16 protein-coding genes are annotated in these 20515 nt (G+C 35.2%); 6 read left to right on the top strand and 10 right to left on the bottom strand.

All coding sequences use genetic code 11. The features are described 5' to 3' along the window. The first annotated feature begins 108 nt into the window (after nt 1-108). Nucleotides 109-1461, top strand: coding sequence for a UDP-N-acetylmuramate--L-alanine ligase (locus AC1EU5_RS06520; protein WP_480191563.1), 1353 nt, complete (start codon nt 109-111; stop codon nt 1459-1461). A gap of 82 nt (nt 1462-1543) precedes the next feature. On the opposite strand, the gene AC1EU5_RS06515 is transcribed toward AC1EU5_RS06520, so the two are convergent. From AC1EU5_RS06515 to AC1EU5_RS06470, 10 genes are all read right to left on the bottom strand, one after another. Beyond that, entirely contained in the window at nt 1544-2545 is a 1002-nt protein-coding gene (locus AC1EU5_RS06515) for an NADP-dependent oxidoreductase (protein ID WP_480191562.1), read from the bottom strand. A gap of 11 nt (nt 2546-2556) precedes the next feature. Next, nucleotides 2557-3000, bottom strand: a complete 444-nt coding sequence (locus AC1EU5_RS06510; RefSeq protein ID WP_480191561.1) for a DUF1569 domain-containing protein — start codon at nt 2998-3000, stop codon at nt 2557-2559. Between the two features lie 43 nt (nt 3001-3043). Further along, the gene (locus AC1EU5_RS06505) at nt 3044-4402 is read right to left on the bottom strand and encodes a TPM domain-containing protein (RefSeq protein WP_480191560.1); all 1359 of its coding nucleotides are present in this window, start codon (nt 4400-4402) and stop codon (nt 3044-3046) included. 22 nt (nt 4403-4424) lie between these two features. Then, nucleotides 4425-5306, bottom strand: coding sequence for a GTPase Era (gene era, locus AC1EU5_RS06500; protein ID WP_480191559.1), 882 nt, complete (start codon nt 5304-5306; stop codon nt 4425-4427). Between the two features lie 17 nt (nt 5307-5323). Then, complete coding sequence (locus AC1EU5_RS06495) at nt 5324-6805, bottom strand: Na+/H+ antiporter NhaC family protein (protein ID WP_480191558.1); 1482 nt, start codon at nt 6803-6805, stop codon at nt 5324-5326. 106 nt (nt 6806-6911) lie between these two features. Continuing rightward, complete coding sequence (locus AC1EU5_RS06490; RefSeq protein ID WP_480191557.1) at nt 6912-7418, bottom strand: SRPBCC family protein; 507 nt, start codon at nt 7416-7418, stop codon at nt 6912-6914. A 5-nt stretch (nt 7419-7423) separates the two neighbouring features. After that, nucleotides 7424-7792, bottom strand: coding sequence for a VOC family protein (locus AC1EU5_RS06485; protein ID WP_480191556.1), 369 nt, complete (start codon nt 7790-7792; stop codon nt 7424-7426). 12 nt (nt 7793-7804) lie between these two features. Beyond that, the gene (locus tag AC1EU5_RS06480) at nt 7805-8404 is read right to left on the bottom strand and encodes a TetR/AcrR family transcriptional regulator (RefSeq protein ID WP_480191555.1); all 600 of its coding nucleotides are present in this window, start codon (nt 8402-8404) and stop codon (nt 7805-7807) included. A gap of 136 nt (nt 8405-8540) precedes the next feature. Then, nucleotides 8541-10403, bottom strand: a complete 1863-nt coding sequence (locus AC1EU5_RS06475; RefSeq protein WP_480191554.1) for a trehalase family glycosidase — start codon at nt 10401-10403, stop codon at nt 8541-8543. After that, complete coding sequence (locus AC1EU5_RS06470; protein ID WP_480191553.1) at nt 10400-11632, bottom strand: MFS transporter; 1233 nt, start codon at nt 11630-11632, stop codon at nt 10400-10402. Before AC1EU5_RS06470 ends, AC1EU5_RS06475 begins: the two co-directional genes overlap by 4 nt. A 220-nt stretch (nt 11633-11852) precedes the next feature. Here AC1EU5_RS06470 and AC1EU5_RS06465 point away from each other — a divergent pair, with 220 nt between their 5' ends. The 5 genes from AC1EU5_RS06465 to AC1EU5_RS06445 all read left to right on the top strand — a co-directional run bounded on the left by AC1EU5_RS06465 (nt 11853) and on the right by AC1EU5_RS06445 (nt 20450). Then, nucleotides 11853-13322 (top strand): glycoside hydrolase family 32 protein, encoded by a 1470-nt coding sequence (locus tag AC1EU5_RS06465; protein ID WP_480191552.1) that lies wholly within the window; start codon nt 11853-11855, stop codon nt 13320-13322. Next, a complete protein-coding gene (locus AC1EU5_RS06460; RefSeq protein ID WP_480191551.1) occupies nt 13312-14634 on the top strand; it encodes a sugar porter family MFS transporter in 1323 nt (440 codons plus the stop codon). The genes AC1EU5_RS06465 and AC1EU5_RS06460 overlap by 11 nt, the downstream gene beginning before the upstream one ends. 2 nt (nt 14635-14636) lie before the next feature. Then, the gene (locus tag AC1EU5_RS06455; protein WP_480191550.1) at nt 14637-15524 is read left to right on the top strand and encodes a carbohydrate kinase family protein; all 888 of its coding nucleotides are present in this window, start codon (nt 14637-14639) and stop codon (nt 15522-15524) included. A gap of 246 nt (nt 15525-15770) precedes the next feature. Next, nucleotides 15771-18884: a SusC/RagA family TonB-linked outer membrane protein gene (locus tag AC1EU5_RS06450; RefSeq protein WP_480191549.1), complete on the top strand. Its 3114-nt coding sequence runs from the start codon at nt 15771-15773 to the stop codon at nt 18882-18884. Nucleotides 18885-18902: 18 nt separating this feature from the next. Continuing rightward, nucleotides 18903-20450 carry a RagB/SusD family nutrient uptake outer membrane protein gene (locus tag AC1EU5_RS06445; RefSeq protein ID WP_480191548.1) on the top strand — a complete coding sequence of 516 codons (1548 nt, stop codon included), beginning with the start codon at nt 18903-18905 and terminating at the stop codon, nt 20448-20450. Nucleotides 20451-20515: the final 65 nt, after the last annotated feature.

Here is a 20515-nt window from a genome sequence, read left to right as displayed (position 1 = left end):
GCATTGATTTTGTATTTTTGGTTGATCTAATCGTCATTGCGAACTTAGTGGAGCAATCTGTTTTATGAGATAACCGCTCTCTACTCGTTATGACGTAATGTTATTCAAATGAACATACATTTTATTGCTATTGGTGGTGCTGCCATGCACAACCTCGCTTTAGCTTTACACCAAAAAGGATACCAAATTACAGGAAGTGATGATACCATTCATGATCCCTCAAAATCTAGATTAGCATCAAAGGGTTTATTACCGGAAATATTTGGTTGGTTTCCTGAAAAAATTACCAAAAATTTAGACGCTATAATTTTAGGGATGCACGCTAAGATGGATAACCCTGAATTGTTAAAAGCACAAGAATTAGGATTGAAAATCTATTCGTATCCTGAATTTTTATATGAACAATCTAAAGATAAAACACGAGTTGTCATTGGTGGTTCTCATGGAAAGACATCTATTACTTCTATGATTTTACATGTATTGCATTACCATGAAAGGGAAGTAGACTATATGGTAGGTGCACAACTAGATGGTTTTGATACGATGGTACATTTGACTAAAGAGAATGAGTTTATTGTTTTAGAAGGTGATGAGTATTTAAGTTCACCAATAGACAGACGCTCTAAATTTCATTTATACAAGCCTAATATTGCCTTGCTGAGTGGTATTGCCTGGGATCACATTAATGTATTTCCTACCTATGAGAATTATGTGGAGCAGTTCAAAATTTTTGTAGATTCAATCACCAATGGTGGAGCGATGGTTTACAATACCGAGGATACCGAAGTAAAAAGAGTGGTAGAAGAGAGTACAAATCATATAAAGAGATATCCCTACCAAACACCTGAATATACTATTGAAAACGGAACGACTTATTTAGATACTTCTGATGGAATGCTACCTTTAGAAATTTTTGGAAAACACAACTTGCAAAATTTGGCTGGTGCTAAATGGATCTGTCAGCACATGGGCGTTGATGAGGACGATTTTTACGAAGCCATTGCTAGTTTTAAAGGAGCTAGTAAACGCTTAGAGAAGATTATAGAAAATAATTCAATGGTTGTCTTTAAAGACTTTGCGCATTCACCAAGTAAAGTTGCCGCCACTACCAAAGCTGTAAAAGAACAATACAAAGAAAGAACAGTGTTGGCTTGTTTAGAATTACACACCTATAGTAGTTTAAATGCTGAATTTTTAAAAGAATATAAAGGTGCTTTAGACTCAGCAGATAGAGCTGTTGTTTTTTATTCACCGCATGCAGTAGAAATCAAGAAACTAGATAAAGTTACTTCTGAGCAAATAGCGCTGGCTTTTGAACGAGATGATCTACTAATTTATACTGAGCCCACTGAATTCAAAGAATTTCTGTTTTCTCAAAATTTAGAAAATACAGCTTTGCTGTTGATGAGTTCAGGTAATTATGGTGGACTCGATTTTGAAGAAATCAAAAACTTAATTTAACTTATCATTCTGAGCAAAGCGAAGAATCTAACTATTGAAAGATTCTTCACATCGTAAACTCGTTCACAATGACAGAGAAAGTTTACTCACTCACTTTCAATACTAACTTTCCTAATTTCTCACCTGAGAACAACCGTAAGAATGTGTCGTAAAAGTTTTCAATACCTTCATACACATCCTCTTTAGATTTAAGTTTTCCTTGCAGTAACCATCGTCCCATTTGCATTGCAGCTTTTTCATAATCTTTGGCATAATCAAATACAACCATCCCCTTCATAGAAGCCCGGTTAACTAATAATGAAAGATAATTAGAAGGACCTTTTACAGGTTTGGTGTTGTTGTATTGAGAAATGGCACCACAAATTACAATGCGTGCATGCATAGCTAATTTACTTAAGGCTAATTCCAAAATGTCACCACCAACATTATCAAAGTAGACATCAATTCCTTTAGGAAAGTATTCCTTTAACTTGGCGGAAATATCATCATTTTTATAATCAATGGCGGCATCAAAACCAAGTTCTTCAACCAAGTATTTACATTTTTCAGGTCCACCGGCAATACCAACGACATTGCAATTTTTGATCTTTGCAATTTGTCCTACCACACTACCTACTGCACCAGCGGCTCCTGAAACAAAAACATTGTCGCCTTCTTTAAGTTCACCTACTTCTAAAATGCCAAAGTAGGCTGTCATGCCCGTCATTCCTAAAGTACCGGTATACATGGGTAGAGGCGCTAAATTGGGATCAACCTTATGATATCCTTTTCCGTTAGAAACTATATACTGTTGTACACCTGTTTGACCATATACGCAATCGCCAACGTTGAAGTCAGGATGATTTGATTCAATGACTTTGCCCACTCCTCCTGCACGCATGACTTCATCAATCTGAACAGGTGGAATATAAGAAGGTCTGTCATCCAACCATCCACGCATAGCGGGGTCTAATGAAATATATTCGCATTGCACCAAAAATTCACCTTCGCCAGGTTTTGGAGTTTCGATTTCAGTTAATTGCCAGGTATCCTCTGTAGGTAAACCAACCGGACGTTCTTTAAGTACTACTTGTTTGTTTTTCAAATTAAAATGGTTTAGACGCCAAACTGACGTAAGTGATGATCTAAATGTTTGTATTGCATTTTACCCCATTGTTCTTTAGTAAAATGGCCAAATGCTGGATGAGGCCCCCAATCATTTTTTTCTCGTTGAGATCCAAATTCATTCAACAACTCTCTTAGTTGACCTTTTTCCTTGTCAAAATCTTTTGACTCTTTAGCTCTTAGTACAGGAACTGTAGGTAAGTTTTTCTTCCAAGGCTTATCGTTATAAAAAGATTTCTTGAAGAAAATTTTTAAAAACCAATTTGGTTTTAAACCATAATCATTTTTGCCGAGCATAATATTTAATGGACCTTGAGTATGCCAAAGCATTTGCCCAGCATTCATTTTGCCCCATAACGGTTTGGTGTCTGGTGTGAGTTTATCTATTCGTCGCTCAATTTCCGAGAAAGCATCCTGATCAAAAAGAGATTTCATGAAAAGAAGGTTAGAGTTAATTTCAAATTTAAGGAATTAAACATTACCAACTAACACCAGCTCCACCACCACCTGAACTGCCCCCACCAAAACTTGAAGATCCCCCACCAGAGCTTGAACCTCCAAAAGAAGAGCTAGAGGATGACGAGCTACTTTTTACCAATTGTGGAATAATACTTTCTATTTGCTCTTTATAATGGCAGTTTCTACAATTGTAATGCACTCTTTTTTTGCCACTTCTGTTATATGTGGCTGTTATAAGTACCAATGTTTTTTCTCTACCAAAGGTTTTATAACCACATTCCTTACAATCTGAGTACTTTCTACTAGAACCTTCATATTCTAAAATCAAAATATCACTTTCATCTGCAGTTACCCAAACATCATAACGAACAGATTTTAATTTTTCTTCTAATATTTGAGCCTGCTCCAAAAATTCGTTTTCTGCCCATTCATCTTTTAAGAAGAGTAATTTTCCATTTACCTTGCTATAACGTTTAGCATAGCGGTATCGTTTTAATCGTTTCTGTACCATTTTGCTGAAAAACCAAAGCGGTGGCGGAAATAGAAAAGCCAAACATCCAACTTTCTGCTTTTTAAGGCGTTGATATTTATCATAATAATCATCTTTTGAGCGCTCAATGTCATAGGCAACACCATATTTCCAAATGGATAAAATAGCCGTGATTAGCAAATAAGTGAGCAGAATAATTAAGAATATCGGATTTATTTTAAACTCATTTGTGTGACTTACACTTGATGAATAAATCTCATTGATAGCCTCTGGGTCTTCAAGAAATTGTTGAATACGTTGCAAAGCGGCAAGAATTCCTTGTCCAAATTGCGTCTGTTTAAAATGAGGTACAATTTCATCAGTACCAATTTTATAACATACCACATCTGTTAGTATGGGTTCAAGTCCGTAGCCCACTTCAAATTCAGTACGACGTTGATCCATGATTGTTAAAATCAATAAGCCATTATCGGTGTCTGCCTGGCCGATGCCCCATTCTTCAAAAAGATCTACGGCGAAACTTTTAGGAACTTCATTGCCTATGCTCGGAAGCATTACAATAGCAATTTGAGCTGTAGTTTTTTGCTCTATTTGCCAAATCATTGTATTTATTTCATGCTCATCAATTATTGATAGGTAGTCGTTAGGATCTGAAATATAACCATTGGCACCATTCTTTTTTGGATGAGGTACTTGGTCAACTTCATAGCGCTCCTTTTTATTTTGATAATTCGGGCTTACAAAGAATGGAGTTTTAGACACCTTGTCATCTAGAGAGTTTATGGCTCCTTTAATAGAATCTACTTTTTTTACAAGCGTTGAATCTTGTGCCAGAAGACAATTAAAAAACAGAAATGCAAAAAGTAAGGTTATAACACGCGTAGACATTACAATTCTAGGTAGAATTTGATTATTCTTGATACCCAAATCTACGCAATTGATTTTTATTTGAGCGCCAATCTTTATTCACTTTCACATACAATTCAAGAAAGATTTTTTTATCAAAAAATATTTCTAAATCCTTTCTTGCTTCTGCGCCAACGCGTTTTAATGCAGAACCTTTATGGCCGATAATAATACCTTTTTGAGAATCACGTTCTACCATAATCACTGAACGGATCTTAATGATATTTTTTTCCTCAACGAACTCTTCGGTTTCAATTTCAACTGAGTATGGAATTTCTTTTTTGTAGTGCAGCAAGATTTTTTCGCGAATGGCCTCATTTACAAAAAAGCGTTCAGGTTTATCTGTTAATTGATCTTTCGGATAAAAAGGAGGCGACTCTGGCAGTAATTCCACAATTTTATTAAAAACATTCTGCACATTAAAATTTTCTAATGCTGAAATAGGATATACTTCTGCATTGGGTACTTTTTCCTTCCAATAATCCACTTGGTTATCTAGTTGCTCTTGTGATGATTTATCAATTTTATTTAATAACAAAATCACAGGGATTTTTGTGTTGGTTATTTTTTTGAAAAATTCTTCATCTTTTAAATCTTTTTCACCTATTTCAACCATGTAAACCAAAACATCGGCATCCTGAAAAGCCGACTTTACGAAGTCCATCATTGATGATTGCAATTCATATGCTGGCTTAATAATACCCGGTGTATCTGAAAGCACTATTTGAAAATCATCACCATTTACAATACCCAAGATACGATGACGTGTAGTTTGTGCTTTTGATGTGATAATAGATAATCGTTCACCAACAAAGGCATTCATTAAGGTAGACTTTCCCACATTTGGATTACCAATAATATTTACAAAACCTGCTTTGTGCTTCATATTGCAAAAGTATGTTTTTAAATCAGGGTAAAACCAAGAATAAGATATAAAATCAGAGCAATTCCGCCCCCAATTAATGCATAAGGCAACTGCGTTTTTACATGATCTATGTGATCACTAGCAGATGCCATAGAAGAAATAATGGATGTATCTGAGATAGGGGAGCAGTGGTCGCCAAAAATACCACCTCCCAGTGTGGCTGCTATTACTAGTGTAACGGGAGCGCTATGGATTTCTGCCATAGGAATTGAAATAGCCAGCATGATTGCAAAGGTACCCCAGGAAGTCCCTGTAGAAAATGCAATGAATGAACTGATAGCAAAAACGACTGCTGGTAAAAAAGTAGGCGAGAGCCAATCTTTTGACCAATTGGCTACAAACTCTCCAGTTCCCAGGGCTTTACAAGCATCGCCAATAGCAAATGCGAATAACATTAATAAAGCCAGTGGCATTAATTCACTAATGCCTTTCAAGGTAATGTCAACCATCTCTTTGGTTCTAATAATCCCTTGGATTTTATAGAAAACAAAAGAAACCAAGATGGCCGTAATCACTGCGTATAAAACTGCTGATGATCCTGATCCTGCACTTATTGATTGAAATAAATGATCAGAAAAAGAAGTGTAATTTTCTATTTCGTTCCAACCCGTATAGGCTAGGTAAACAGGCATTAAAAATACCATGGTTGCTAATGGTATAATCATATTTCTGGCTTTAGCCGGAATACCTTCTTTAGGGTCAAGGGAGGTCACTGTATCTGAAAGCATAGGTTTTGATCCATCATTCATTAATTTTCCAGTTTCTCTTGTGCGCCTTTCAGCTTTTGCCATGAAACCAATATCTTTTTTAAACACAATCGTTAGGAAAAGAATTATTAGCGCAAGAATAGGGTAGAAGTTATATTTTATGGATGATAGTAATAATCCAAACGGATTTTCTAATCCTTGTGTTAATAGCAATCCCATAATAAAAGCGCCCCAAGCATTAAAAGGAATTAAAATAGATGTAGGTGATGAGCTAGAATCTGCTATATAGGCTAATTTTTCACGTGGTATTTTGAGTTTATCAAATACAGGTCTGAAAAGAGTGCCTACCGTTAAGGAACTGATGGTAGTTTCTACAAATAATAAAACTCCAGTAAGTAATGCCAATAATTGAATGATCACTCTACTATAACCTGCCTCTTTTTTCTCAAAATATTGAATAATCTTATTAAGTTTGAGAATAAAGCCTTCTACACCTCTGGAATATTGAATTAATAGGAGCAAAGCTCCTACCAAGGCACTAAAAATAATGGTTCGGGTATTTCCTGCTGATTTAAAAACATTAATTATGGCTTCAATGGAGGCTAAAGTACCTGCAAAGAAATTCCAATCACTTAAAATAATCCAGGCAAACCAAATTCCAAATAACAGCGATATATAAACTTGTTTGGTTCTTAATGCTAAAATAATTGCAACAACTGGTGGTAAAATAGATAGGAATCCGTAATTATCCATAGATTATTTGGCTAGATTTGGAGAGACTAAAGATATTAAAAAGAATAGCTAGCTAAGAAATAAAAAAGCCCCTTAAATAAATTTAAAAGGCATTTTTTACGATTAATTAGACATTGTTTTTTACGATATCAACGAGGTACGCTATAAGATCTGTATACTTAGACTTCGCAATAATAGGAGATAAGGGCCCTATATACTTTAACCTATATTTTCCAATAGCGGTAATCTGTACCTTGCCATCTTTTTCGTTTAAATGAAATGATACGCTAGTGCCAGGTACCATTGGCATGCTAGAATCTTGAATTACTATTTCAAGCTTTTCATTTTCCTCCCATATTTGAATTTCTTCTTTTATAAACCCACCATCTTCTAATGTACATTTTCTCACGCAGCCCAATCCTACAGGTTTATCTCCTAAAATTTCAACATCGGCAACAAATTCTGAATATTTATGAATACTACCATATTCTTCAGCTAAAACATGCCAAACTTTTTCAATGGGAGCATCTATCGAATCAACAACTTGAACTGTGTAGAATTTTTTACTTGAGAACATATAAATAGTGATAATTGAAAAAAGGGCAATCAATGTAATTATAATTTTCCTTTTCATTGATACTAGTTTGAATGGAGCCCTACTTTATTGCCTTCAGTATCAATAATTACCCCAAAAGCCCCAAACTCAGGAGAAATTTGCGTCTTGTTAACTAGTATTTTACCTCCTGCGCTTTCCACTGAATCTAGCGAAAAATCTAAGTTGTTAGCATTAAGATACACAGAAATATGATCATTTGTTAATGGAACAAAATTTTCAGATTTTTCATTTAGTGAACCACCCACGCCATCACTTTCTGTAGGAAAGAATGCCATTTTTTCATTTCCCATAGGGACATCAAGTAAATTAATTTCTAGAATAGTTTCATAGAATTTTTTTGCACGTTGATAGTTCTCTACAGGAATACTAAACCAATTAATAGCGTTTTTCATAAGTTTAAAATTTTAATGTTTATAATTAGGGTTTTTAATCAAATCAAAGAAGTTGTTAATGTACATGTCTAAAGCATAATCTGATTGCATGGTTTTCATTCTTAAAAGAGTTCCCTCCCAGGTTATCATAACAAGTTCAGCGAAATCTTCTGCATGCATAACATTAGATATTTCACCAATTTCCTGACCTTCGGCAATACATTTAGAGAATGCAAAATTCAAATCTGTGAAAAATGAATTAAGCTTATCTCTAAACTTTTCATTTGAGTCAGCCAACTCTAGGCTTAGATTTCCTGCAAGACACCCACCTCTACAGTTTGTGGTCTCCTTAAAAAAAGTGATGAGCGCAGCAAAATATTTTTTGATTCTGTTTAGAGGAGATAAATCTTTATCGCTTAAAGCTTCATTTTGCCAATCTTTTTGTTTTGTAATGAATGCGTCTAAAACGGTCATTACCATATCTTCTTTTGAGCTAAAATAATTTGGAAATGATCCTTTTCCTAAACCGGCGGCTTCCATGAGACTACGAACATTTGTATTTGAATAGCCATTTATTAAGACGGTTTTAAACGCTATTTCTAGCATTTTTTCATTAGAAATTTTTTTCTTCATGATTCAAATATACGAACGTTCGTATAATTTACAAATTATTTCAAGAAATTTTATGAAATTGAACAATTCATAAATTAGGAGCTAAGAAGAAAAGCGATTATATGATACTACTTAGAAAATGAGAAATTAAGATAAATTAATTATACAACGCTTTATCTGGATGTGTCAATTCATTTAGTGGACTTTTCAATTCTTCGTTTAGCAAACTTAATCCATAAATATAAGAAGCATTCATCCAGCCAAAACCTTCTCGGGTGATGTATTCAAATTCGGTTCCCACATTTCCATATTCTGCAAATACTTTATGCGTAGCAGTCATGACATCATATTTTTCAGGAATTGTACCATTATAATCCACTGCATTTTTGGTGATCATCCAGAGCCATCTATAAATCAATTCTTGAGTTTCTTTTTCAAATCCATAATTCAATAAACCTTTCCAGATCATCATTTGATGAGGAGCCCAACCATTGGGAAAGTCCCATTGACGGGCAGGTCGATCTTCTGATAATTTACCTCTAGCTTCTTCTGTGCACCCGGCAACACCACCTAAGCATAAAAGTTTTGGTAGTATATTTTGCACTAATTTTTCTGCTTGATTCTTACTCGGTATGCCTGCCCATAAAGGCACTAAAGAAGTGGCAGCTATAAATGGGATTTGTCTCTTTTCAGCAATATCATAATCGTAATAGCAAGCATCATTTTCATTCCATAAAAATTGATCAATTAATTGTTTCCTTTCAGCTGCTCTTTGCTCCCAATAAGTACTGTTTTTGGAATCAAAGGAATCGCTGAAATATTTCTTGGTTAGATATGCAAAGTCTAACTCGTATTTGTACAAGAATGTATTTAATTCCACACAGTTCAAATGTGCGCACCTACCTTCAAGTCTATAGGAAGTATCATGACCATTTTCACGAACGCTTCTGTCATGAATAAAATAATCATCTAAAGCTGCATTTTTTAACTCACGCTTATAATAAGCTTTTTCATATTCAGTGATTGACTTTCCAGCTTTTTCAGCGTGTGGTTTTATAGCAGCATTATAATGTCCTTCTTCCACTTCAGAGGGTAAACCAATACCCTCGGCTAAATAACGATTCAATCCGTTTTCGGTTTGCCGTTTTCCTTGAACCATCCAAACGGTTTCATATTCTTTAATTGCTGTTTTAAGATGTGAGGACAACCAATTAATATCTGCTCCTTCAACACCCGTTTCAAAAACTTCTCTGATTAAGGAACTATAAAAAGGAGGCTGTGTACGGGTAAGGTAATAAGTCCTATTTGCATTCAAGATTTTTCCATAATGTTCAATTTCATATTGAAAATTATCAGCCATAGTTTTGGCTAAATGCTTCTTTGCACCAAGGAGTAGTCCAACTGATTCAAAATAGCTGTCCCAGCCATACATTTCATTAAATCGCCCACCGGGAACAACAAAAGGTACACCTTTTAATTCGTTGTTATTATATTCTAATTTTAGGGAAAGAATACCTGGTTTTTCATTAATACTTGACACGTATTCTGGAGTTATATTTTCCGGAAGGCGAACCACTTCTAGATTAGAAAATTCTGACTTCAAATCCTCATAGTAGTTGTAGCCAACTTCATCTTGAAACGGGACATAGATTCGCTGAATTTCAGAATCAGATTTTTCATCTGCCAACACTTTTTGCAACCCATTTCTATCAATAGTCCTAGTCAATCCATCCCAATAATACTCTTCTATCATTCGCTTAAAGCGGACAATAGGTTTTTCAATAATAAGTTTGGTATTAATTAAGTTTGTGTTTGCTTCTTTGGCAAGGATTAATTCCTGTAATAAATTAGAAAGGTGATATGTCCCTTCAATTATAACTTTATTACCACTCTCTATACAAGTAACTAAAAAAGATTTCGGCCCTTTATCTTCTGAAGTTATTTTTTTATCACCATCAGTATCTTCTTGCTTTAGAAGTGTTTGTAATGTTTGTTCAATGTCTATTTTGAATTGACTCATTGAATCTGGATTTCTTTTTTAGATAATTTATCAATCAACAATACAAAAACAATTAGCAATGCCATCGGAATCAAAAGAAAATAAAAAGCATTGGCGCCACCTATACTTTCAAATAATTCACCCACAATCCTTGATCCTAAAGTACCTCCCAAGGCCGAAAAAATGATAATCAAACCTGACATAGGTGAATGCAAACTTTTGGGTAAAGAACTTAATACAGTAGAATTTAGTAAAGGATAAATAGGTGCAATAAACAATCCTATTAAGGGCAGTATAAACCCAAGCATGGGAACATCACCTAGACTAGAAATTTCTGATAAATTACCTGTTCCTTCTTTCAATTGTGGTAATACACTCAGTAAAATACCACCTGAAATGATGATACAAACAATAACGAGATATACCCATGAGAATTTTTTGGTTAAGTACCCTGCCATAAAGCGCCCCAACGCTAGAGACAATGCAAAAATAAATGCCATTTGAACGCTTAATGTATCTGTAAACATGAATATTTTCTCATTAAATCTTGGTAACCAAGTCATGATGCCTTGCTCAATCATGACAAAAAAGAAGGCTGAAGCCAAAAAAACCAGTACCAGCGGAACGATAATGAGTTTTAAAGAAAATAGGAGGTCTTCTTTAAAATTTGAACCGGCGGACTCTACTTCATATTCCGTTTTTGAAAATAATAGAAAAATAAATGATGCTGCTATCAATCCTAATAATACATAGTAAACATTTAACCAAGCATCAGGGTTGGTATCTGAATAAAATGCAGGAAATAAAAAGTAAGCTATGGCAATACCAACCATAAAGAATCCTTCTATTGAGCTCATCAATGCAGAGTGTTCTTTTTTAGAGTTTGTGATAATTCCAATTAAAGAATACACAGATAATTTTATGAGTGCAAAACTGACGCCTATTGATAAGAAAAGAACCTTGGTATGAAAAAAAGTGTTACCAAAAATCATATATAAACATCCTGCAAATACTATAGCTAATCCGGTAAGCATTGCTTTTTTGTATCCAAATCTTGGCAAAAAAGAAGCAATAAAAAAAGAAACGATGGCAATAGGTAAATCTTTGAAAGCTTCTAGAACAGACGCTTGTGATTCACTTACGCCATATACATTAATAGATTTTGCAATGACAATTCCTACGCTATTTAATAAGATGGCAAACACAAAATAATTGATATAAATAGAAGCTTTTATACCGAGGTTTTTCATGGTAAGAACGAGTTAGTTAGTCTAACAAATATAACATAACAATTAAGTACAGTATCAAAAATTTGATAACTTTAGCAAGCTTAACTAATCAATTAATCATCTATTAATGCACAAAAATTTCGTCAAGATGATATGTTTGAATATGATTTTCCTGTTATTTTCATGTTCAGAAAATAAGAGACAAAAACAACAAAAAATCAATCAAATAGCTTCAAATTCTATGACCAAAAAATATAATGAACAATACCGACCTCAATTCCATTTTACACCTTCTAAAAAATGGATGAATGACCCAAATGGATTGGTATATCATGATGGAGTATATCACTTGTTCTATCAATATTATCCTGATGATATTGTTTGGGGTCCCATGCATTGGGGTCATGCTGTAAGTAAAGATATGATTTCTTGGGAACATAAATCTATTGCACTGTACCCTGATGAACATGGACTTATATTTTCGGGGAGTGCCGTAGTTGACAAGAATAATACTTCAAGTCTTGGTACTGAGGAAAATCCACCTTTTGTTGCCTTTTTCACCTATCACTTGATGGAGGGCGAGGAAGCAGGAAGAACAGATTTTCAAACACAAGGAATTGCCTATAGCTTAGATAATGGAGATACCTGGGAAAAGTATGGTGGTAATCCTGTGATTGGCAATGATGGCAGTATGAAAGACTTTAGAGATCCTAAAGTTTTTTGGGATATGGAGTCTAATAAATGGGTTATGGCATTGGTTGCGGGAGATCATGCCAAATTTTATAGCTCTCAAAATTTGAAAGATTGGAAGTTCTTGAGTGATTTCGGAAAAGATAAAGGCGCACACGGTGGTGTATGGGAGTGCCCTGATCTTTTTAAATTACCAGTTGATGGCACTGATGAAGAAAAATGGGTGCTAATCATTAGTATCAATCCTGGTGCTCCTAATGGAGGTTCAGGTACACAATATTTTGTTGGTGATTTTGATGGTAAAACGTTTACTGCTGACCATGATGATATCAAATGGCTAGATTATGGTACTGATAATTACGCTGGTGTCACCTATAATAATGTGCCTAATGGTGATCGGATTTTTATTGCATGGATGAGTAATTGGGATTATGCCAGAGATACACCTACCCAAAATTGGCGTGGTGCAATGACACTTCCTCGTAAGCTCTCTTTAGTGAAAAAAGACGAAGATTATTTAATTAAAACGGAGATTCTTAATTCTATAAGTAATTATTTAGATGCTCCTGTTTTTGAGAGGGAAATTACATTTTCAACAGACGCTGCGGAGAGTATTGAAAACGAAAATATTAATGAGTCATTAGTCACTTTTTCTGTAAATCCCTCCAATGATTTTGAATTGGAGTTCACAAATAATAAAAAAGACAAATTAGTATTTGGCTTTGATGCTGAAAAACAACAAGTGTATTTAGATAGAACTCATTGTGGCAAGATAGATTTTCAGTCCAGTTTTGCAGCTAGACATTTTATGCCTGTTGATATTCATGATGAAGAAATAACCGTACAAATATTTTTTGATAGATCATCTGTGGAACTACTAATTGATAACGGGCTATACTCGATGACTGATCAGATTTTTCCAAACGAACCTTTCAATAAGATTTTTATCAAAGGTGTTATAAGTCAACAATTAAAGAATTTTAAAATTCAGCCAATAAGATCTATCTGGAATGAAAAATAAGGTACTTTTTTGGTCTATAGTTGCTGCCTTGGCCGGATTTCTATTCGGGTTTGATACTGTAGTAATTTCAGGTGCTGATAAGAAATTACAAACCTTATGGGGTTCGTCGGATGCTTTTCACGGTATTATAGTAATGTCTACAGCACTTTTTGGAACCGTTTTCGGAGCCATCTTCGGCGGAGTTCCTACAAATAAATTAGGTAGAAAGAAAACATTGATATGGATTGGTGTTTTGTACACCATTTCTGCAATAGGGTCATCTATGGCCAATGACCCCTACGCATTTGCTATATTTCGATTTTTAGGAGGATTGGGCGTAGGTGCCTCCACTATTGCTGCACCAGCTTATGTTTCTGAGATAGCTCCTGCAAAAGATAGAGGAAGATTAGTGGCTTTATATCAATTCAATATTGTGTTGGGTATTTTAATAGCTTTTATATCTAATTATTTGTTGAATGGCATTGGGGCAAATGCTTGGAGGTGGATGTTGGGTGTTGAAGCCTTACCTGCAATTATATATACGTTTTTAGTATTTACCGTTCCTAAGAGTCCTCGTTGGTTATTGACACAAGGTAAGATTGGTGAAGCAAAGCAGGTATTGCAATTGGCAAACCCAAAGGAAAATATAGAAGGGTTAATTGCTAATTTAAATAAGGTTCAAAGCAAAGCAAAAGAAAGCTCAGAGTCCATTTTCATAAAAAAATATAGATTTCCATTGCTCTTAGCATTTTTGATTGCATTCTTCAATCAGTTTTCGGGTATCAATGCCTTCTTATATTATGCGCCAAGAATTTTTGAAGAAGCCGGCCTTGGAGAGAGCACAGCGTTACTCAGTAGTATAGGTATAGGTATTACTAACCTAATATTTACATTGTTGGGTGTTGCTTTAATTGACAAATTGGGTAGACGCCAATTGATGTACATTGGCTCTTTAGGATATATTATTTCATTATCCTTGGTTGCATCAGCCTTCTTTTTGGATTGGAAGGGACTAGAGGTCCCTATATTTTTATTCATATTTATTGCAGCACATGCCATTGGGCAAGGAGCTGTTATTTGGGTATTTATTTCTGAGATTTTCCCGAATCATTTACGAGCATCTGGTCAAGCATTTGGATCATCTACACATTGGGTGTTGGCATGGTTAATTCCTGGACTCATACCATTACTATTTGCTAGCATTGGTCCTGGTATTGTGTTTTCAGTATTTGCTGGTATGATGGTGTTGCAATTGATATTTGTACATTTTATGATGCCTGAAACCAAGGGAGTTCCTTTGGAAGAATTACAAAAACAATTATTAAAAGATTAGTTATGTTAAAAGTTACTTGCTTTGGTGAAATTTTATGGGATGTATTTCCTGATAGAAAGAATATTGGAGGGGCTCCACTAAATGTGGCGTTACGATTGAATTCTTTTGGAGTTGATGCATCAATCATAAGTAGAGTTGGGAACGATAATAACGGTGAGAATGCCATAAAGTATATCCAGGATAAAGGATTAAATACGAATACCATTCAGGTTAACAAACAATTCGAAACAGGAGTAGTTAATGTTGAATTAGATAGTAAAGGTTCAGCATCTTACGAAATAAAATATCCTGTGGCGTGGGATAAGATCAAAGTTACAGAGGAAGCTATTAATATGGTTAAAGAATCAAGTGCTTTTGTCTATGGAAGTTTAGCTTGCAGAGATGAGGTATCTAGAAATACACTTTTTGAGCTTTTGGAGTATGCTTCGTTTAAAGTATTTGATGTTAACTTAAGACCACCGCATTATTCTTTTGACTTACTGCTGCAATTAATGAAGAAAGCTGATCTTATTAAGCTAAATGATGAAGAATTAGTTGAGGTCTGCAAGCATTTAAATTTTGAAGGTTCGGGTTTTAATGAAATGATAGAGTATTTGTCTGATCAAACAAAGACTAAAACTATTTGTGTCACTAAAGGAGGCGATGGAGCTTCACTTTTATGGAATGGTAAACTTTATAATCACCCAAGTTATAAAGTTGTAGTGAAGGACACTGTCGGAGCTGGTGACTCTTTCTTAGCATCCTTGATCTATAAGTTATTTTCAAATGAAAATCCCAATGATGCACTTTCTTTTGCTTGTGCTGTTGGTTCTTTAGTAGCTAGTAAAGAAGGGGCCAATGCTTTACTTGATCAGTTCGAAATTGAAGAAATATTCATTAATTATAGCTAAATCGTTTTCGTAATAAAGTTATTAACACGAAAACGTTTTCGTGTGTTAAAAAAATGTGAAGCGAACATGAAATTAAACTATCTTTCAACTTAGATTTTTAAGAATTCGATAGTTTTTATTAATTCTAATTAAGAATGCAGCATTTTAGAAGTGTAGTTTTTTTGCATTGTTAAATGTTTCACTTTTATGAAGTTTTAAAAATCAACATAATTCTTAAACACGAACAATTAACTAATTTTAATAATTATGAAATTCAAATTACTTAAACAATTACTTTTTTTAAGTGCAATGCTTTTTTCAGGCATTTTATTTGCACAAACAGTAAGTGGTACGGTAACAGATGCAAACGGGCCTTTGCCTGGGGTAAATGTTGTTGTAAAGGGTACAACTCAAGGTGTTACTACCGACTTTGATGGTAACTACACAATTGAAAATGTACCCTCAGATGCCGTTCTGGTATTTAGTTTTGTGGGTTATTCAACTCAAGAAGTGCCCGTTAACGGTAAAAGTACTATTAATGTGCAATTACAAGAAGATGCGCAAGCATTAGATGAAGTTGTAATCATTGGTTATGGTCAAACCACCGTTAAGGACGCAACTGGTTCAGTTGCTGCGGTAACATCAGAAGATTTTAATAAGGGGGTTATTAGTTCTCCAGAACAATTAATTCAGGGTAAAACTGCAGGTGTGCAAATTGTACAAGGAAGTGGTGAGCCTGGAGCTGGAGTTGCCATTAGGATTAGGGGTACTTCCTCAATACGTTCTAACAACAATCCTCTGTTTGTAGTTGATGGTGTTCCATTAGCTGGAGATGATACTTCAGGAGGAGGTGCAAATATTGGTGTTGGTTCAAGTACCAATAGAAATCCCTTAGCATTCTTGAATCCTAATGATATCGAAAGTATAAGTGTTTTAAAAGATGCCTCTGCGACGGCTATTTATGGATCTAGGGGCGCAAATGGTGTAGTTATTATAACTACTAAGTCGGGTAAAGGTAGTGGTAATAATTTTGAATTTTCTACTGATATAAGTTTCTCTTCACCTGCCGACGAATATGATCTACTAAATAGAAATGAATTTCTTGATGGTGTTGCCCAATTTGGAGGTGATGCTGCAGCTCAAGATTCTGGTGCTAACACAGACTGGCAGGATGTAGTTACTCGAAATACAGTCTCATCGAACACAAATTTTGCCTATTCTAGAAATTACGGTGCTGGTTCGGTAAGAGCTACTATTAATTATGCCAATCAGGAAGGTATTATTGAGAATACTTCGCAAGAAAGAATAACAGGGAGATTAAATTTAAATCATAGATTTTTTGATGATAAACTCAAGTTAGGCCTTCAAACTACAGTTTCAAGAATAAATGACGAATCAGCTCCGTTAAGCGGTAGCGCAGGATTTAGAGGAGATCTTCTTGGTGCTGCTTATTCGGCAAATCCGACTTGGCCTAATGACCCTAATTTTGATTCTGGAAACCTTACTAACCCAGCAAACTTATTGGCTAATTTTCAGGACGAAGCAGGAGCAACAAGATTCTTATTGAATTTTTCAGCAGAATATAATATTACAAGTGATTTAGCTGCTAAATTGAATGTAGGTTATGATAATTCTGATTCGGAAAGAGAGGGATCACTATCTCCACTTGCAAGAAACGTAGATAGGGGTGCTCAAGATAACGGTAGGGGTGCTTTGGCAGACTTAATTACTGAGAACAGATTATTTGAAGTCACATTAAATTATAATAAGGAATTTGAAAATTCTAAGTTGGATGCTCTTGTCGGTTTTTCATTTCAAGATTTCAATAGAAGAGGACGGACTGTTTATGGTTGGGGCTATAACACCAATAGTCTTGATCAGATGGCTAGTGATCTTAGAGGAACTGCAGACGCTATAGAAGGACTTATTTCAGGGAGTTATCAGCAGTACGGAAGTCAGGTTGGGGCTACTGATGTATTTATAAATAGGTTGTTTCCCGAAGCAACTTCTGAGACTGTCGCTTTAGCAGGTGTTAATAAAAGTGTGCAATCTATATTTGCTGATACATTCGATTTTACAGATGAGTTACAATCATTTTTTGCTAGGGTTAACTATACGATTGCAGACAAATATCTATTTACCGCTACGGTAAGGGCGGATGGATCTTCTAGATTTGGTGAGAATAATCAGTATGGTTATTTTCCTTCCGCGGCTTTTGCATGGAAGATTAACGAGGAGGGCTTTTTTGGTGATGCTGTCTCCACGCTTAAATTAAGATTGAATTATGGTCTTACAGGTAGCCAAGATGGTTTAGGGTATGCCAATTTTGTTAATAGAGAACGATTTGCGGGAAATAGTGCTACAATTCAGGACAATGGAAATATTAATCCACCTGGTCTAACCGCTGTAGCTTTCGCAAATCCAGACTTAAAATGGGAAGAAACTACGCAATATGGCGCAGGTATTGATTTCGGGTTTAACAATGATCGTTTAAATGGTAGTTTTGACGTATATTATAAGGATACTCAAGATCTATTATTGAGTGTAAATGCAGCTCAGCCTTCACCACAACCATTTTTCTTTCAAAATTTGGATGCTTCAGTAATAAATCAAGGATTTGAATTGGCCTTGAATTATGATTTTATACAATCTGACGACCTAAATTGGACAGCCGGATTCAATATTGCTTATAATGACAATGAAATCCAAGATTTTGATGGTTTAATTCCTGCAGGTACTATTAGGGGTCAGGGACTTTCACGGGCGTTTTCTCAAATTTTAGCGGGAGGACAACCTTTGTTCGCTTTCTTTGTGAGAGAGTTTGAAGGGTTTGATGAAAATGGACAACCAATAGGTGACATACAAACTTTCGTAGATAAAAGTGCATTACCAGATTTTACAGGTGGTCTATCTACTAGCGTGAACTACAAAAACTGGGATTTTAATATGTACTTTAATGGTCAATTTGGTAATTATGTTTATAATAACACAGCCAATGCCTTCTTTACCGCTGGTGCTATTGCCAATGCAAGAAATGTTACTTCAGATGTTCTTACAAGTGGTGAATCTGGAAATGCTGAAGCAGCTGTATCAACGCGCTTCTTGGAAAAAGGTGACTTTGTAAGATTACAAACAGCTTCTTTGAGCTATAATGTGCCTCTTAAAGAGAAGAGTGCATTTAACAGTATTAGATTATCACTTACGGGGCAGAACTTATTTGTAATTACTGATTATAGTGGTCTAGACCCTGAAGTAAGCGTGTCTCCTATACCAGATGGAGCTGAAAATGATCTTTTAAATGGTTTGCCGGTAGCAGGTATAGACTACACGGCTTTTCCTAGACCAAGAACCATAACTTTTGGTATTAATGCAACATTTTAATTAGAAAATTTATTAATGATGAAAACAATGTTAAGATATATTAAATGGACATTATCGATTTTTGCGGTTCTAGTTTTTGTATCATGTACTGATTTAGAAGTAGAAGGTACAGACTCTATCATCTCTGAAGGAGGTGAAGGCGGTTTCTCTGGCTTAGCAAATGCTTCCAGTTCATTGAGCCAGCTCTACAATGATGTAGGAGGGAACTTTGGAAATCAAGAGCGTATGTACGGTATGAGTATCGTAGGTTCAGATGAAATGTTAGTGCCTACAAGGGGAACTGATTGGGGAGACAATGGTATATGGAGATCATATCATAATCATACTTGGGATTCTAACCATGGTTTTATTTTAGATGCTTGGAACAACTTAAATCAGGCTATTTTTAGAGCTTCTGAAATTATTGATAGTAGAACTTCAGCAACTGACCTAGAACGTGCTGAGGCCAAGTTTTTAAGAGCCTTGAATGTATATTTTGTACTAGACCTTTGGGGGCAAGCTCCTTTTAGAGAAGTTGATGAAGGACCAGAAATAAACCCAACGGTGTTAAGTGCTTCAGAGGCGTATGATTTTGTGCTTCAAGATTTAAATGAGGCATTGCCAAATTTACCAACAATTACACCTGGAGGAGACCCATTTTTAGCATCTAAGGCAGCTGCTAATTTCTTATTGGCTAAGTTATATCTTAATGCGGATAGATATGGTAAATCGGCAAATTATCAAGGTGTAATAGATGCTGTTGATGCTATAACAGCTGATGGTTACGCATTAGAAGATGACTATTTTGATATTTTTGAACCTACTTCGGATACCGAGAGTGTTTTTGTGATTAGAGGTGATGTTGGAACAAGAATTTGGAATACATTGCACTATAATCTTAATTCGCCTGATAATGGTGGAGGTGGTTGGAATGGATTTGCAACCTTAGCAGAAATTTATGATCTATTCGAAGGGGATCCAAATTCTAATTATATAGGGGATGGTCAAGAAGAACGAAGAGGATGGGTTCCTGATGCTACTACGGCAAGTGCCGATAATTTAGGTATTGGGTACGGTTTTTTAATTAACCAACAGTATGAGGAAGATGGTACACCCTTAACAGACAGACCTGGAAACCCTCTTGTGTTTACAAAAGATTTCCCAGGGTTAGTTGGTAATAATGAAAGAACAGGCGTAAGAGTAATAAAGTATCACCCAAGTAGTGATGCTGGTTCTAGAAGACAACATATGATTTTATTTAGATATGCAGATGCTTATTTAATGAAGGCTGAAGCATTATTAAGGTTAGGTACAGGTGATCCTTTAACAATGGTTAATGACTTAAGAGACTTAAGGGAAGCATCTCCTTTAGCTTCATTAGACTTAGATGAACTCTTGGATGAAAGGGTACGTGAATTGTATGCTGAGTATTGGAGACGGAATGATTTATTACGTTTTGGGCAGTTCACAAAAGATTGGGAATTTAAAGATCCTGCAGCTGTAGGTAATCCTGATAGAAATTTATTCCCGATACCTATTACGGCTATATTATCGAATCCTAATCTTAATCAGAATTCAGGATACTAACGACTAAACTTATTTGAATTAAAAACGCCTTTAGTAATTTACTAAAGGCGTTTTTTAATTGTAAC

Source organism: Maritimimonas sp. 2405UD52-3 (assembly GCF_056591715.1).
This window is presented reverse-complemented; position numbering and strand designations above follow the sequence as displayed.

What these genes read in the sequence shown, in the direction of transcription:
- AC1EU5_RS06485 (WP_480191556.1), bottom strand. Translation starts at nt 7,792, where the DNA reads ATGAAAAACGCTATTAATTGGTTTAGTATTCCTGTAGAGAACTATCAA.
- AC1EU5_RS06460 (WP_480191551.1), top strand. Translation starts at nt 13,312, where the DNA reads ATGAAAAATAAGGTACTTTTTTGGTCTATAGTTGCTGCCTTGGCCGGA.
- AC1EU5_RS06450 (WP_480191549.1), top strand. Translation starts at nt 15,771, where the DNA reads ATGAAATTCAAATTACTTAAACAATTACTTTTTTTAAGTGCAATGCTT.
- AC1EU5_RS06465 (WP_480191552.1), top strand. Translation starts at nt 11,853, where the DNA reads ATGACCAAAAAATATAATGAACAATACCGACCTCAATTCCATTTTACA.
- AC1EU5_RS06490 (WP_480191557.1), bottom strand. Translation starts at nt 7,418, where the DNA reads ATGAAAAGGAAAATTATAATTACATTGATTGCCCTTTTTTCAATTATC.
- AC1EU5_RS06475 (WP_480191554.1), bottom strand. Translation starts at nt 10,403, where the DNA reads ATGAGTCAATTCAAAATAGACATTGAACAAACATTACAAACACTTCTA.
- era (WP_480191559.1), bottom strand. Translation starts at nt 5,306, where the DNA reads ATGAAGCACAAAGCAGGTTTTGTAAATATTATTGGTAATCCAAATGTG.
- AC1EU5_RS06445 (WP_480191548.1), top strand. Translation starts at nt 18,903, where the DNA reads ATGAAAACAATGTTAAGATATATTAAATGGACATTATCGATTTTTGCG.
- AC1EU5_RS06505 (WP_480191560.1), bottom strand. Translation starts at nt 4,402, where the DNA reads ATGTCTACGCGTGTTATAACCTTACTTTTTGCATTTCTGTTTTTTAAT.
- AC1EU5_RS06520 (WP_480191563.1), top strand. Translation starts at nt 109, where the DNA reads ATGAACATACATTTTATTGCTATTGGTGGTGCTGCCATGCACAACCTC.
- AC1EU5_RS06495 (WP_480191558.1), bottom strand. Translation starts at nt 6,805, where the DNA reads ATGGATAATTACGGATTCCTATCTATTTTACCACCAGTTGTTGCAATT.
- AC1EU5_RS06455 (WP_480191550.1), top strand. Translation starts at nt 14,637, where the DNA reads ATGTTAAAAGTTACTTGCTTTGGTGAAATTTTATGGGATGTATTTCCT.
- AC1EU5_RS06480 (WP_480191555.1), bottom strand. Translation starts at nt 8,404, where the DNA reads ATGAAGAAAAAAATTTCTAATGAAAAAATGCTAGAAATAGCGTTTAAA.
- AC1EU5_RS06470 (WP_480191553.1), bottom strand. Translation starts at nt 11,632, where the DNA reads ATGAAAAACCTCGGTATAAAAGCTTCTATTTATATCAATTATTTTGTG.
- AC1EU5_RS06510 (WP_480191561.1), bottom strand. Translation starts at nt 3,000, where the DNA reads ATGAAATCTCTTTTTGATCAGGATGCTTTCTCGGAAATTGAGCGACGA.